Annotated in this window: 14 protein-coding genes; 8 read left to right on the top strand and 6 right to left on the bottom strand. The window is 50.4% G+C overall.

What is annotated here, in order from left to right:
- Positions 1-4: 4 nt before the first annotated feature.
- Positions 5-697, bottom strand: a complete 693-nt coding sequence (locus tag ACJHWR_RS02680; RefSeq protein WP_001190784.1) for a dTMP kinase — start codon at positions 695-697, stop codon at positions 5-7.
- A gap of 173 nt (positions 698-870) precedes the next feature.
- On the opposite strand from ACJHWR_RS02680, the gene ACJHWR_RS02675 reads away from it, so the two are divergent.
- From ACJHWR_RS02675 to lptG, 7 genes are read left to right on the top strand one after another with little or no spacing between them, the layout of a single operon-like run.
- Positions 871-1584, top strand: a complete 714-nt coding sequence (locus ACJHWR_RS02675; protein WP_001076264.1) for a dTMP kinase — start codon at positions 871-873, stop codon at positions 1582-1584.
- A gap of 31 nt (positions 1585-1615) precedes the next feature.
- Entirely contained in the window at positions 1616-2374 is a 759-nt protein-coding gene (locus ACJHWR_RS02670) for a hypothetical protein (RefSeq protein ID WP_000339529.1), read from the top strand.
- A 45-nt stretch (positions 2375-2419) separates the two neighbouring features.
- Positions 2420-3769 carry a lipopolysaccharide biosynthesis protein gene (locus tag ACJHWR_RS02665; protein ID WP_000896891.1) on the top strand — a complete coding sequence of 450 codons (1350 nt, stop codon included), beginning with the start codon at positions 2420-2422 and terminating at the stop codon, positions 3767-3769.
- The gene (locus ACJHWR_RS02660) at positions 3769-4593 is read left to right on the top strand and encodes a hypothetical protein (RefSeq protein WP_000984988.1); all 825 of its coding nucleotides are present in this window, start codon (positions 3769-3771) and stop codon (positions 4591-4593) included. Before ACJHWR_RS02665 ends, ACJHWR_RS02660 begins: the two co-directional genes overlap by 1 nt.
- Positions 4594-4604: 11 nt before the next feature.
- Positions 4605-5165: a YtfJ family protein gene (locus ACJHWR_RS02655; protein ID WP_000098714.1), complete on the top strand. Its 561-nt coding sequence runs from the start codon at positions 4605-4607 to the stop codon at positions 5163-5165.
- A gap of 30 nt (positions 5166-5195) precedes the next feature.
- Entirely contained in the window at positions 5196-6266 is a 1071-nt protein-coding gene (gene lptF, locus ACJHWR_RS02650; protein ID WP_000779645.1) for an LPS export ABC transporter permease LptF, read from the top strand.
- Positions 6263-7342 (top strand): LPS export ABC transporter permease LptG, encoded by a 1080-nt coding sequence (gene lptG / locus ACJHWR_RS02645; RefSeq protein ID WP_012311732.1) that lies wholly within the window; start codon positions 6263-6265, stop codon positions 7340-7342. Before lptF ends, lptG begins: the two co-directional genes overlap by 4 nt.
- Positions 7343-7376: 34 nt before the next feature.
- Here the strand turns inward: lptG and spt are convergent, their stop codons facing one another.
- From spt to ACJHWR_RS02625, 4 genes are read right to left on the bottom strand one after another with little or no spacing between them, the layout of a single operon-like run.
- A complete protein-coding gene (gene spt, locus ACJHWR_RS02640; protein ID WP_000524942.1) occupies positions 7377-8549 on the bottom strand; it encodes a serine palmitoyltransferase in 1173 nt (390 codons plus the stop codon).
- Positions 8549-8797, bottom strand: a complete 249-nt coding sequence (locus tag ACJHWR_RS02635; RefSeq protein ID WP_000248097.1) for an acyl carrier protein — start codon at positions 8795-8797, stop codon at positions 8549-8551. The genes spt and ACJHWR_RS02635 overlap by 1 nt, the downstream gene beginning before the upstream one ends.
- Before the next feature lie 31 nt (positions 8798-8828).
- A complete protein-coding gene (locus tag ACJHWR_RS02630) occupies positions 8829-9743 on the bottom strand; it encodes an NAD-dependent epimerase/dehydratase family protein (RefSeq protein ID WP_001077115.1) in 915 nt (304 codons plus the stop codon).
- Complete coding sequence (locus tag ACJHWR_RS02625; RefSeq protein WP_001530864.1) at positions 9740-11464, bottom strand: fatty acyl-AMP ligase; 1725 nt, start codon at positions 11462-11464, stop codon at positions 9740-9742. The genes ACJHWR_RS02630 and ACJHWR_RS02625 overlap by 4 nt, the downstream gene beginning before the upstream one ends.
- A 370-nt stretch (positions 11465-11834) precedes the next feature.
- Between ACJHWR_RS02625 and yghO the strand changes: the two genes are divergently transcribed.
- Complete coding sequence (gene yghO / locus ACJHWR_RS02620; RefSeq protein WP_001300526.1) at positions 11835-12977, top strand: protein YghO; 1143 nt, start codon at positions 11835-11837, stop codon at positions 12975-12977.
- A 75-nt stretch (positions 12978-13052) separates the two neighbouring features.
- On the opposite strand, the gene glcC is transcribed toward yghO, so the two are convergent.
- Positions 13053-13823: a transcriptional regulator GlcC gene (glcC, locus tag ACJHWR_RS02615; RefSeq protein WP_001296406.1), complete on the bottom strand. Its 771-nt coding sequence runs from the start codon at positions 13821-13823 to the stop codon at positions 13053-13055.
- Positions 13824-13853: the final 30 nt, after the last annotated feature.

The raw sequence follows: 13853 nt of genomic DNA, 5'->3' as shown, positions 1-13853 counted from the left end.
TTCACTAGTGATAACCACGCGCGGTCATAAAATCCATTATCGCTTTTTCCGCATCAACTAGCACTTGTTCCAGCGGTTGATTGGCATTGATATCAACCAGTTGCGCGCCTCCAAAGGTTAACTGTGGCGTTATGGCAATCTTCCTCGCCAGCGATTCCCGTTTATGGTCGGGTTTACGCGCGCAGGCAACTTCAAGGTCAACATTGAGTTTGATGACCAGATCAGGTTTATGGCTCGCCATCCAGTGAAACGCTTTACGCTCCTGGCTTGCCAGCCATGAGACAAAACGACCACCTTCAACGTTAGGCGGAAACACCGTACCATCGTAAGCGCCAGGAATTTGGTCCTGAGGATAACGGTCGGTTAGAACAATTAACCCGCGACGACGACAGGCAAGCATATGACGAAAGCGCAGTAAGCGACGGGCGACAAACGCTGTAATTACCAGCGCCGGAACAGGGCCAGGCAATTTTTTTGCTGTTTTCACCTGATTTCGTTCAATTGTTTTATGTAAGGATTTTCCCATCAACGGTAATTTTGTCACTGCACGACCGACATTTCCGGCCTGTTTTCCTAAATGAACTCTTTCGGCTGCACCATATTTTTCGACAACGGTAATGAGATGTTCACACACCGTTGACTTGCCTGAACCATCGCTACCAATAACGGCAATTAATGGAGGTGTTATTGACTGCATGAATATATCCTTTAATTTAAATATCCATTAAAAATATTTATTTGGTTAATATGTTTTTATGAAAGCGTAATTCAGGTCAATGTCACAATTAACCATTGTCACAATAAGGTTGAACGGATATTCTGAGCACGGACCACGTAATATTCAATACATTATTTGCTGCCGGGTTTTTCGTGAATCAACGTAATATGTCAATAATTAATTCCACGCCAGTGCGTGTTATTGCCATTGTAGGATGTGATGGTTCAGGTAAATCGACCCTCACGGCAAGCCTGGTAAATGAACTGGCAGCAACAATGCCAACAGAACACATTTATCTCGGGCAATCGTCCGGGCGAATTGGCGAATGGATTTCACAGCTCCCTGTTATTGGCGCACCTTTTGGGCGTTATCTGCGAAGTAAAGCGGCACATGTGCACGAAAAGCCCTTAACACCGCCTGGCAATATTACTGCGCTGGTTATCTATCTGCTTTCCTGCTGGCGGGCGTACAAGTTTCGCAAAATGTTGTGTAAAAGCCAGCAAGGCTATCTGCTCATCACCGACCGCTACCCGCAGGTTGAAGTGCCGGGTTTTCGCTTTGATGGCCCGCAATTGGCAAAAACCACGGGCGGTAACGGTTGGATAAAAATGTTAAGGCAGCGCGAGCTGAAGCTGTACCAATGGATGGCGTCTTATTTGCCCGTATTGTTGATTCGTCTTGGCATTGATGAACAAACCGCGTTTGCGCGTAAACCTGACCACCAACTGGCAGCGTTACAGGAAAAAATCGCCGTTACGCCGCAACTGACATTCAATGGCGCAAAGATCCTTGAACTGGATGGTCGGCAACCAGCCGATGAAATTCTGCAAGCGTCACTACGCGCAATTCACGCTGCGCTTTCCTGATCACCAAAATGGATAGGGGATGATTTAACGAATGGACGCACTACAAACACAAACTGTTAATAGTACAACCGCGCCGCAGCCCAACTACATTCCGGGGCTGATTGCGGTGGTCGGGTGTGATGGCACCGGTAAATCCACACTGACCACCGACCTGGTGAAATCGCTGCAACAACACTGGCAAACCGAGCGGCGCTATCTGGGGCTGCTCTCGGGCGAAGACGGCGACAAAATCAAACGATTGCCGTTGGTTGGCGTCTGGCTCGAAAGGCGACTGGCGGCCAAATCATCGAAAACCCAAAGCATGAAAACCAAATCTCCAGCGCTATGGGCGGCGGTGATTATGTACTGCTTCTCGCTGCGAAGAATGGCGAATCTACGCAAGGTTCAGCGACTGGCGCAAAGTGGCGTTCTGGTGGTCAGCGATCGCTTCCCGCAGGCTGAAATTTCGGGCTTTTATTATGACGGACCGGGGATCGGCGTCGAACGTGCGACCGGGAAAATCAGCATGTTTCTGGCGCAGCGCGAACGGCGTTTATACCAACAAATGGCGCAATACCGTCCTGAATTAATCATTCGTTTGGGGATTGATATTGATACTGCCATTTCCCGCAAGCCTGACCATGACTATGCCGAATTGCAGGACAAAATCGGCGTCATGTCGACGATTGGCTATAACGGCACAAAAATTCTTGAGATTGATTCCAGAGCGCCTTACAGCGAAGTGCTGGAACAGGCACAGAAGGCGGTTTCTCTGGTTGCCATCGTTTCTGACCGCCGAAGTTTAACTTAAGGCTGGCGGGATACTTTTTACTATCAACGATAAGGTCAGGCTGAATTGGCGGGTTTTAACATCAAACATTGGTTTGCAGATGGCGCGTTTCGCACCATTATTCGCAATAGCGCCTGGTTAGGCTCCAGTAATGTCGTGAGCGCTTTACTGGGTCTGTTGGCGCTCTCGTGTGCCGGTAAAGGGATGACGCCCGCCATGTTTGGCGTACTGGTGATTGTGCAATCGTACGCCAAGTCGATCAGCGATTTTATTAAGTTTCAGACATGGCAGTTGGTGGTGCAGTACGGAACGCCAGCCTTGACCAACAATAATCCGCAGCAATTTCGCAATGTCGTCTCATTTTCCTTCTCGCTGGATATCGTCAGCGGCGCGGTGGCGATTGTCGGCGGCATTGCCTTACTCCCTTTTCTTTCCCATTCATTAGGTCTGGATGACCAAAGCTTTTGGCTGGCAGCGCTGTATTGCACGCTCATTCCTTCAATGGCTTCCTCCACGCCGACCGGCATTCTGCGTGCGGTAGATCGCTTCGATCTAATTGCTGTACAGCAAGCGACGAAACCTTTTCTGCGTGCAGCGGGGAGCGTCGTAGCCTGGTATTTTGACTTTGGTTTTGCGGGTTTTGTTATTGCCTGGTACGTGTCGAATCTGGTTGGCGGCACCATGTACTGGTGGTTTGCCGCGCGCGAATTACGCCGCAGAAATATCCATAACGCCTTCAAATTGAATCTGTTTGAGTCTGCCCGACACATTAAAGGCGCGTGGAGTTTTGTCTGGTCAACCAACATTGCCCACTCCATCTGGTCGGCGCGTAACTCGTGCAGCACAGTGCTGGTGGGGATCGTGTTAGGACCCGCTGCCGCCGGGTTATTTAAAATCGCCATGACATTCTTCGACGCCGCCGGAACGCCAGCGGGTTTACTGGGCAAAAGTTTTTACCCAGAGGTGATGCGTTTAGATCCGCGCACCACCAGACCGTGGTTGTTAGGCGTGAAGTCAGGTTTACTGGCGGGCGGAATCGGTATTCTGGTGGCGCTCGCGGTGTTGATTGTCGGCAAGCCGCTCATTTCGCTGGTGTTTGGCGTTAAGTATCTCGAAGCGTATGACCTGATTCAGGTGATGCTGGGCGCAATTGTGATCTCGATGCTGGGCTTCCCTCAGGAGTCATTGCTATTGATGGCGGGAAAACAGCGCGCTTTTCTCGTGGCGCAAACCATCGCCTCAATCGGCTACATCGTATTGCTGTTCATGTTCTGTCATCTGTTTGGCGTGCTGGGAGCAGCGTTTGCTTATTTCGGCGGTCAATGTCTGGATGTGGTGCTCTCGCTAATTCCAACCTTAAGGGCATTTTTTCAGCGCCATTCCTTGCTTTATAACGCAGCCGGAGAGAAATCCTGATGATGAGAAAATATTTCCCGCTTGAGGCTAGCGAGCGTCTATTTGTTGCGATTGAAGAAGATGATGTCGTTGATGCACAGGTCAGTTTGCCGCCGACTATCGCACTAAGTTGTACCACCGAAATCATCCATGATAATTACGCGTTATGCCTGCAATTCTGGCTCAATGGCGTCAATCGCCAGGAGTTACTGCGTTTAATATGCAAACAGGCCAAAGGCGATGAGCTGACTGCTGATGAGCGCAAACAATTTAAATACATGCGAGCGCGCTACAAGCACCTGCGTTTTGCGCAACGGCTGTATTTAAAGAAGCATCAGGCCGGATTTTTATTCGGTAAAACGACCGTTTTTTTGGGGCGTTTTCAGGACGGCTTTCGTAACGGTAAGAAAAATATTGTGTCGTATTACGGCAACCTGTTACGGGTTTATTTAAGCTCTCCGGTCTGGTCGTTGGTGAACTATTCATTACGCCATAGCCAGTTAGAAAGCGTAAGCGGTTTTATTGCCTATCGGCAAAAGCAAATGCATACCCTGAAAGAGATAATTGCCAAACCGCGACTCACCGGCAGGGAATTTCATGATGTGCGAAAAATCATCAGCCAGCAGGTTTCTTATTACGACACCTTAAGATCGCTTGATCCTGAAAATAAAGAAGCGTTACAGATTTCCCGCTTCCTCGCCGCCATTAATGGCCTGATGGGGGATAAACATGACGACATGGTGGCGGATGATATGGAAAACCGCCATTCGTATGATGCACCGATGGCGCTGGATAGCGATATTCGTCAGCGCTTAGAACTGCTGATTTCGCGTTTTCCTCTATAACCGGAGCAATGATGTCATCTCGTTTGATTATTGCGCTGGTTATCATGCTCTTAGCCTCGGGTGTGCAGGCACACAATTTCGTCACTGGCAAAACGGTTACCCCTGTTTATATCCAGGAAGGCGGCGAGCTGCTTCTGAATAGCGAAGACGAAATTCACTACCAAAAGTGGAACAGCACCCAATTGGCGGGAAAAGTCCGCATTATTCAGTATATCGCCGGGCGTAAGTCGGCGAAGAAAAAGAACTCACTGTTAATTAAAGCGGTTGAAGCGGCAAACTTTCCGCAGGATCGTTTTCAGCCCACCACCATTGTGAACACCGATGATGCCATCTTTGGTACTGGCTATTTTGTCGTTGGCAAAATCGAAAAAAATAAACGCCGCTATCCGTGGGCGCAATTCGTTATTGACGGCAATGGACTGGGACGCGTTGCCTGGCGGTTGCCGGAGCAGAGTTCAACCATTCTGGTGCTGAATAAAGACGGGCAAATTCAGTGGGCAAAGGACGGCAGCCTGACGCCGGAAGAGGTAGATCATGTCATTGCGCTGGCGCAGAAACTGATCAATGAATAAAAAATTCAAAGGATTGAGGGTGTTAGTGAGATGAAGCTGGTTGAACACTACATCATGCGTGGTACGCGCCGTCTGGTGCTGATTATCGTCGGTTTTCTGATCTTTATTTTCGCCAGCTACTCCGCACAGCGTTATCTGACCGAAGCGGCAAATGGGACCTTAGCTCTTGATGTTGTGCTGGATATCGTTTTCTACAAAGTGCTGATTGCACTGGAGATGTTGTTACCTGTTGGTCTGTATGTGTCAGTTGGCGTGACGCTAGGGCAGATGTATACCGACTCGGAAATTACCGCTATCTCTGCGGCGGGGGGCAGTCCGGGACGCTTGTACAAAGCCGTTCTTTATCTGGCGATACCGCTAAGTATTTTTGTCACCCTTCTGTCGATGTATGGTCGGCCGTGGGCTTATGCGCAGATTTATCAACTGGAGCAACAGTCACAGTCGGAGCTGGATGTTCGCCAGTTGCGGGCAAAGAAATTTAACACTAACGATAACGGACGAATGATCCTTTCGCAGACGGTTGATCAGGATAATAATCGCCTGACTGACGCGCTGATTTATACTTCTACTGCCAATCGAACCCGCATTTTCCGCGCCCGTTCGGTTGATGTGGTTGACCCATCACCTGAGAAACCGACCGTTATGTTGCATAACGGGACCGCCTATCTTCTCGATCATCAGGGGCGTGACGACAACGAACAGATCTACCGTAATCTGCAATTACATCTGAATCCGCTGGATCAAAGCCCTAACGTCAAACGCAAAGCAAAATCGGTCACGGAGCTGGCGCGCTCCGCCTTTCCTGCCGATCATGCCGAACTGCAATGGCGACAAAGCCGTGGCCTGACAGCATTGTTGATGGCGCTGCTGGCCATTTCATTAAGTCGGGTAAAACCGCGGCAAGGGCGATTTTCAACGTTATTGCCACTGACGTTGCTGTTTGTTGCCATTTTTTATGGCGGCGACGTCTGCCGTACGCTGGTGGCTAACGGTGCGATTCCCCTCATTCCTGGTTTGTGGTTAGTACCCGGACTCATGCTAATGGGCCTGCTGATGCTGGTCGCACGCGACTTCTCTTTGCTGCAGAAATTTTCCCGATGAATGTTTTCAGTCGCTATTTAATCCGTCATCTCTTTCTCGGTTTTGCCGCCGCCGCAGGGCTATTGCTGCCGCTTTTTACCACCTTCAACCTGATTAACGAACTGGATGATGTCAGCCCGGGCGGTTATCGCTGGACTCTGGCGGTGCTGGTGGTGCTGATGACCTTACCGCGTACACTGGTCGAACTTTCGCCATTTATCGCATTATTGGGAGGGATTGTTGGCCTGGGGCAGTTATCGAAAAACAGTGAGCTTACCGCCATTCGCAGCACTGGGTTTTCTATCTTCCGTATTGCACTGGTGGCGCTGGTTGCCGGGATATTGTGGACTGTTTCGTTAGGCGCGATAGATGAGTGGGTGGCGTCGCCATTGCAGCAGCAGGCGCTGCAAATCAAATCGACTGCCACCGCGTTGGGGGAGGACGATGACATTACCGGCAATATGCTTTGGGCCAGGCGCGGTAATGAATTTGTGACGGTGAAATCGCTGAACGAGCAGGGCCAGCCTGTGGGCGTGGAGATATTTCATTATCGCGACGATCTCTCGCTCGAATCCTACATTTTTGCACGCAGTGCCTCCATTGAAGACGACAAAACGTGGATCCTGCATGGTGTGAATCATAAAAAATGGTTGAATGGCAAAGAAACGCTGGAAACATCAGATAATCTTGCCTGGCAATCGGCCTTCACCAGTATGGATCTTGAAGAGTTATCGATGCCGGGGAATACTTTTTCTGTCCGTCAGCTTAATCATTACATCCATTATTTGCAGGAAACCGGACAACCCAGCAGCGAATACCGCCTTGCACTGTGGGAAAAACTGGGGCAACCGATCCTGACCCTGGCGATGATTTTGCTGGCTGTGCCGTTCACCTTTAGCGCCCCGCGCTCGCCAGGGGTGGGTAGCCGTCTCGCTGTAGGCGTCATCGTTGGCTTACTCACCTGGATCAGCTATCAAATCATGGTCAATCTGGGATTGTTATTTGCGTTGAGCGCACCTGTTACCGCGCTCGGTTTACCGGTAGCGTTTGTGTTGGTGGCGTTGAGCCTGGTGTATTGGTATGACAGACAACATTAAACCCGCCGTGGCGCAACACCACAGCGGGCTCACATTACTGCTTCAGAGTAGCAAATGCCTGAATGATGGCATCGATTTGCTCACGACTGTGGGCAGCGTTTACGCTACAGCGCAGCAGAGTGATGCCTGCAGGCGCGGCAGGTGGCAGGATAAGATTCACATAAACGCCCAGCGAAATAAGCTCGCGCCAGATGCGTAAACCTTCCTCTTTCGAACCGATTATTACTGGCACTACCGGGCTAATATGTGAACTTAACTCATAACCCAGTTTTTGCAGACCATCATACAGATGGTTGGCGTTATCCATCAGTTTTTGCCGCAGCTCTGGTTGTGTGGCAATGGTTCTTAACGACGAGCGCACGGTCGCAATGCAGGACGGAGAAGGAGAGGCGGTAAAAATATACGGGCGGCTGCCGTAGCGCAGCACTTCCATCGCTTCCGAACCGACAGCAAAACCGCCAATCGAGGCCAGACTTTTACTGAAGGTGCCAACGATAATATCCACATCATCTTCAACGCCAACGGCTTCAGCCAGTCCGCGCCCCGTTGCGCCTAACACGCCAAACGAATGCGCTTCATCGACAATCAAATAACCACCGAGACGACGTTTGATATCAACAATTTCCGCTAACGGCGCAACGTCACCGAGCATGCTGTAGATACCCTCAACGATGATAATCGCCTCTTTCGCCCGTTCACCGAGGCGAACCATGCGCCGTTCCAGATCTTTAGCATCGTTATGGCGGAAACGAATAATTTCCGCGCCACCGAGAGAACAGGCGTCATAAATACTGGCGTGGCTGTCGGCATCCAGTAACACCACGGCGTTATGGTCGGCAAGTGCGCTGATGACGCCTAAATTAGCGGTATAACCGGTTGAAAAAACGATAGCGGTAGGGCGATTGAAAAACTCGGCAATCTCTTTCTCTAACGCCAGATGCGGCGCATAACTGCCGTTTGCCATACGAGAACCGGTGGTGCCGGTGCCTTGGGCCGCTAACGCTGCCTGACCTTCGGCGATGGCATCATGATTAAAGGTTAAACCGAGATAATTATTGGTCCCGGCCAGAATCACTTTTTTATTGCCGATCCGACCTTCGGTGGCGGAATACACTTCATCAATACAGGTGCCAAACGGTGTTAACCCGTTGTCACTAAATTGCAGTCTCTCGCCAGCAAGGCGCGCATATTTATCGTATAGCCCCATTATTTATTCTCCAGCCATGGAAGTAGAGTTTCCATTAATTGCGCAGGGGTTTTGACATCCAGCAGAATATTAATAGGAATGGAAATATCGAATCTGTCTTCCAGCATCATTAAGAGATCCATCACTTTGATCGACTCCAGGCCAAGATCGTTGACGAGATCGCTGTCGGGCTTAATTTCCACACCGTTTTCGACCAAATCCTGTAAACAGGAAAGGATGTAATCCATTACTATTTCACGATTTACCATAGAAACGTTAACACACCTTTAAACAAGACAATCAAAATAGCCCGTTGCGTAATGCGTGTTCCAGGCTAATCCCGGGAAACCAATTAATATCTTCAGAAATACGGTTATTACTTGCCGACCAGTCGGCATGGGTTAATTCACGGATTTTCGAACGAGTCAGCATCGGTTCTTTACCCGCCAGACGGCTCAACGCGGTACTGATATCCGCAAGGCAGGTGAGTAGCGGCAGAGGAATACCGACCATCCGCACGGAACCACAGCGGACATCGGCAACAAGCTGTTGGACACGTTGCCAGTCATAGCCTCCGGCGACGCCATCGCATAATTCATAGGTTTGCGTCTGTACAGTTTCGGCGCTTAACCACTGACCCACTGCTTGCGCAAAATCGGTGACGTGCAGGAAAGAGAGCTGTGTCTCTGGCGTGCCAAGTCGTGGCAGCAGACCGCGCAGCATCCAGTCAAACAGCGGTTTTAACTCTTTATCGCCGGGACCATACACGGCTGTCGGGCGAAAAACGCCCAACGTAATTTCGTCAGCCATTGCAGTCAGCTGTTGTTCGGCGACGTGTTTGGAATTTGCGTACCAGGAGAGTTCGGGATGGCGCGCCGCCAGCGAAGAGATAAACAGAAAACGTTGGCAAAAGCCGCTCTCTTTTGCCGCTTGCATCAGGCGCAGGCTGCCGTCAACGTTGCAGCGGGTAAAAATCTCTTCTTTGTGCCCGCGCACTTGCCCGGCGCAATGGACCACCGCGCTGGCTCCGGTAACCAGTTCGCTAAGCGAATGTGTATCTTCCAGCGAACCGCGCACCCAAGTGAGATTATCATTGACGTGAGCGCGGGCAGTACGCGTCAATGCGCGAACGTGAAAGCCGCAGGCGAGCAGGTTATCAATAATATATTTACCGATAAACCCGGTAGCGCCCGTCACCGCGACAGTTTGATTCATGCCAGAGACTCCTGCACATGAAGACTGGCAGCATAAGCCTTCTGATAACGTTTTTTCGCTTCCGCACGGGCAGGCTTGCCGGAGGATGTTCGGGGAATACTGTGGGGCGGCAACAGATCGATATCCGCGGTAACGCCAAATTCGCTTTGGATCCGTGCTGCCAGCGCGTGGATAAGCTGCCCGCGACGTTCTTCATCGCTGATCCGACACTGGATCTGCAAAATGATTTTTTCCTGGGCGGTAACAAAAGCAATCGCATCGCCAGAATGAATTTCCGGTTCCTGTTCCGCAATATATTCAATATCCTGCGGCCAGATATTACGGCCACGAATAATAATCAGATCTTTAATGCGTCCGGTGACATACAGATAACCGTCCAGCAGATAACCGAGGTCGCCGGTGTCTAACCAGCCCGTCGCGGCAATCTCGTCTTGTGAAATCTGGTCGCCAAAGTAACCGCTCATCAGGCTAGGGCCGGAGATGCAAATATGGCCTACCACACGTTCCGCGACAGGTATACCTGCTTCATTGCGGATTTCAATGCCATGTTCCGGCAACGCTTTACCGCAGTTGACGAAAGTCGATACGGCGCGTGTTTCAGCATCCGGCGCGACGGCTTTGCCCTGATATTCGAGGATGTCGCGATCCACTTCGTTAACCACAACCCCGGAAGCTTCATCAGAGAAGCTGACAGCCAGCGCATTTTCTGCCAGTCCGTAGCACGGCATGAAAGTTTTATCGTCAAAGTTGACCTGACGGAAACATTCAGCGAATTGATGGAGTTGTTCTGCGGAGATGGGTTCTGCACCAATACCAGCGACGCGCCAGCAGGAAAGATCCAGTTCAGCGAGATCTTTTTCATTCACGCGGCGCTGGCACAATTCATAGCCAAACGGCGGCGCAACGGAAACGGTGCCGCGATTTTTACTGATCAATTTAAGCCATTGCAGAGGACGCATGGCAAAATCCTGAGTGCGCAAATAATCTACTGAAAGCTGCGTGGCGACGGGGGTCAGGAGAAAGCCGACCAGTCCCATATCATGGTAGAAAGGCAGCCAGGAGACGCAGCGGTCGCCAGGGCGTAATTTTATGCCATCGTGGCTTATAGCACGTAGATTAGCCATCACTTCGCGATGGGTGATAATGACGCCACGGGGAAAACGGGTGCTGCCGGAGGTGTACTGGAGGTAGGCGATATCGTTCGGAACTGGACGCTGGAGCGCAACATCGGCTTCCGGTAATGCCTTAAACCAGGCGTGGCTTAAAACATGTAATTCGGGGTTGTTGTTATGCGTCGCGGCATTGACCAGTGGCAACCACTCATCACCAGTGATAATGGCTGCGGGCTGGCAACTTGCCAGTAAACCCTGCAGCTTGGCGCTCCAGGAATCCCGCTGACCGACGCCCATGGGAATCGCCAACGGGACGGCGACTAAGCCGGCATACTGGCAGGCAAAAAAAGCCTCTACGAACCCGCTACTGGTTTCGGCAATCAGCGCCACGCGATCGCCTTTTTTCAGGTTTAGCGATAACAACCGCTTCGCACCAGCTTCGGCACGCGCTTTTAACGTCTGATATTCCAGTTGATCTTCAAGTTGGCAACGTCTGTCATAAAAATTCATTCCAGCGCTACTCAGAGCGGCATAGTCCAAAGCATCAACCAGCGTTGGAAAATCGGCATAGCGCATAGGTAGGGAATGCGTAAAGATTTTATTAGACATATACACCACGAAAAAATTGGATATCAAAAATAAAATGACAATAATGCGGTGGATTATATAGGCATAAAAGATAAATGAGATAGTATTTTCATCAGTGTGAAAATGAACATTGATTTAAATAATGAATTTGAGTTTTTTGTTTTTATTGTGAATGATATTTAATTTATGAATATATTAAGAAGGAGCCTTGTCCGGTCGCCTTAAATCGACAAAAGGCATTGTGGCGCTTCTGTGTAGTCTCTGACCTTATCGTAATCATTAATAAATACTATTTATTCGTTGTTTGTATTCATTGGGTTGATTATTAAGGTGCCGTTCGTTGCTGTTGCAACCTGTTTGTCACCGTTAATTATTTGTTACCCACAGAACTATGGAATGCGATCTGCTGATGATTAAAATTGAAAAAGTAATTAATAAAAATGACCTTAAGGCATTTATCGCTTTTCCGTCATCACTTTATCCCGACGATCCAAACTGGATACCCCCTTTATTCATTGAACGCAACGAGCATTTGTCTGCGAAAAATCCGGGGACGGACCATATCATCTGGCAGGCGTGGGTGGCAAAAAAAGCGGGGCAGATAGTTGGGCGTATTACCGCGCAAATAGATACATTGCACCGCGAGCGTTACGGCAAAGATACCGGTCATTTCGGCATGATTGACGCCATTGATGATCCGCAGGTTTTTGCCGCGTTGTTTGGCGCAGCGGAAGCGTGGTTGAAGTCACAAGGTGCAAGTAAGATCAGCGGTCCTTTCAGCCTGAATATCAATCAGGAAAGCGGATTACTGATTGAAGGTTTCGATACACCACCCTGTGCGATGATGCCACACGGCAAACCGTGGTATGCCGCGCATATTGAACAATTGGGTTATCACAAAGGCATTGATTTACTGGCGTGGTGGATGCAGCGAACCGATCTCACTTTCTCTCCGGCGCTAAAAAAACTGATGGATCAGGTACGCAAAAAGGTGACCATTCGTTGCATCAATCGTCAGCGGTTTGCTGAAGAGATGCAGATCCTGCGTGAGATTTTCAACTCTGGCTGGCAGCACAACTGGGGATTTGTGCCGTTTACCGAACATGAATTCGCGACCATGGGCGACCAACTTAAATATCTGGTGCCGGACGATATGATCTACATCGCTGAGATTGATTCTGCACCCTGCGCGTTTATTGTCGGCTTGCCAAACATCAACGAGGCGATTGCCGATCTGAACGGATCGCTCTTTCCCTTCGGCTGGGCAAAATTGCTGTGGCGTTTAAAAGTCAGCGGTGTGCGAACTGCGCGAGTACCGCTGATGGGCGTGCGGGACGAGTATCAGTTCAGCCGCATCGGCCCGGTGATTGCGCTGTTATTGATTGAAGCCTTACGCGATCCGTTTGCCCGCCGGAAGATCGATGCGCTGGAGATGTCATGGATCCTCGAAACCAATACAGGCATGAATAACATGCTGGAACGCATTGGGGCAGAGCCGTACAAGCGTTACCGATTGTATGAAAAGCAGATTTAATACCAGATCCTGTTAAGCGCAGGGGCGATCCCTCGCCCCTCGGGGAAAGGGTTAGGGTGAGGGTGAAAACTCGGCTCACATTCCCACCTTGTTCATCTCCAGCGGCACCGCCGAGCGAATCAAATGGTGGCCTTCCAGCTCGATATCGTGGAGATTCTTTTTCACGGTCCGCACATGATCGCGTGCTGCGCGCTGGGCGACGTGCGGCAGCCGCTGCAACACCGCGTTGTAGATCCGCGCATGCTGGCGATCGATCTGCTTTTTTTGCTGTGGTCGATGGTAGAGATTATTTACGCTGGCAAACACTGAATTAAACATCAGATCGGTCAATGATTGCAGCGTAAACACCAACACCTGATTGTGAGAAGCCTGACAAATGGCGAGATGGAAAGCGTGATCCAACTGCGCATGTTCGATCAGCGAAATCTCTTTGTTGTTCTCACTGGCGGCGAGCATTTTTTCATAACAGCGGGTTATCACAACAAAATCAGCCTGGGTTCCCAGCGTTGCCGCCAGCCTTGCCGATTCACCCTCCAGCAATGCGCGAACGTCGAGCAGATCGTACAGCGTTCGCGGCTGCGTACTGAACAGATGGATCAGCGGGCTGGTGTCCTGCACCCGATTAAGCCGTGCGACACGAGAATCGCGACCCTGCGCCGTTTCAATAATCCCGCGCCCGCGCAGCACGGTCAGCCCTTCACGCAGTGCGGAGCGTGAGAAGCCGAGCTTTTCACACAGTCGACGTTCCGAGGGAAGCGGCTGACCGACCTTCAGTACGCCGTCGATAATTAACCGTTCGATACTCTCTGCAACCACTTCGCAAATAGGGCGACGTTCATCTTTCATTCCCGGACCTCGTGCACAGGTAGGACCAAT

The sequence above is a fragment of the Escherichia sp. WS568 genome, from assembly GCF_046486085.1.
In the GTDB taxonomy this organism is placed as follows: Bacteria; Pseudomonadota; Gammaproteobacteria; order Enterobacterales; family Enterobacteriaceae; genus Escherichia; species Escherichia coli.
This window is presented reverse-complemented; position numbering and strand designations above follow the sequence as displayed.

What these genes read in the sequence shown, in the direction of transcription:
- ACJHWR_RS02680 (WP_001190784.1), bottom strand. Translation starts at nt 697, where the DNA reads ATGCAGTCAATAACACCTCCATTAATTGCCGTTATTGGTAGCGATGGT.
- ACJHWR_RS02670 (WP_000339529.1), top strand. Translation starts at nt 1,616, where the DNA reads ATGGACGCACTACAAACACAAACTGTTAATAGTACAACCGCGCCGCAG.
- ACJHWR_RS02660 (WP_000984988.1), top strand. Translation starts at nt 3,769, where the DNA reads ATGATGAGAAAATATTTCCCGCTTGAGGCTAGCGAGCGTCTATTTGTT.
- ACJHWR_RS02655 (WP_000098714.1), top strand. Translation starts at nt 4,605, where the DNA reads ATGTCATCTCGTTTGATTATTGCGCTGGTTATCATGCTCTTAGCCTCG.
- lptF (WP_000779645.1), top strand. Translation starts at nt 5,196, where the DNA reads ATGAAGCTGGTTGAACACTACATCATGCGTGGTACGCGCCGTCTGGTG.
- lptG (WP_012311732.1), top strand. Translation starts at nt 6,263, where the DNA reads ATGAATGTTTTCAGTCGCTATTTAATCCGTCATCTCTTTCTCGGTTTT.
- spt (WP_000524942.1), bottom strand. Translation starts at nt 8,549, where the DNA reads ATGGGGCTATACGATAAATATGCGCGCCTTGCTGGCGAGAGACTGCAA.
- ACJHWR_RS02635 (WP_000248097.1), bottom strand. Translation starts at nt 8,797, where the DNA reads ATGGTAAATCGTGAAATAGTAATGGATTACATCCTTTCCTGTTTACAG.
- ACJHWR_RS02630 (WP_001077115.1), bottom strand. Translation starts at nt 9,743, where the DNA reads ATGAATCAAACTGTCGCGGTGACGGGCGCTACCGGGTTTATCGGTAAA.
- ACJHWR_RS02625 (WP_001530864.1), bottom strand. Translation starts at nt 11,464, where the DNA reads ATGTCTAATAAAATCTTTACGCATTCCCTACCTATGCGCTATGCCGAT.
- yghO (WP_001300526.1), top strand. Translation starts at nt 11,835, where the DNA reads ATGGAATGCGATCTGCTGATGATTAAAATTGAAAAAGTAATTAATAAA.
- glcC (WP_001296406.1), bottom strand. Translation starts at nt 13,823, where the DNA reads ATGAAAGATGAACGTCGCCCTATTTGCGAAGTGGTTGCAGAGAGTATC.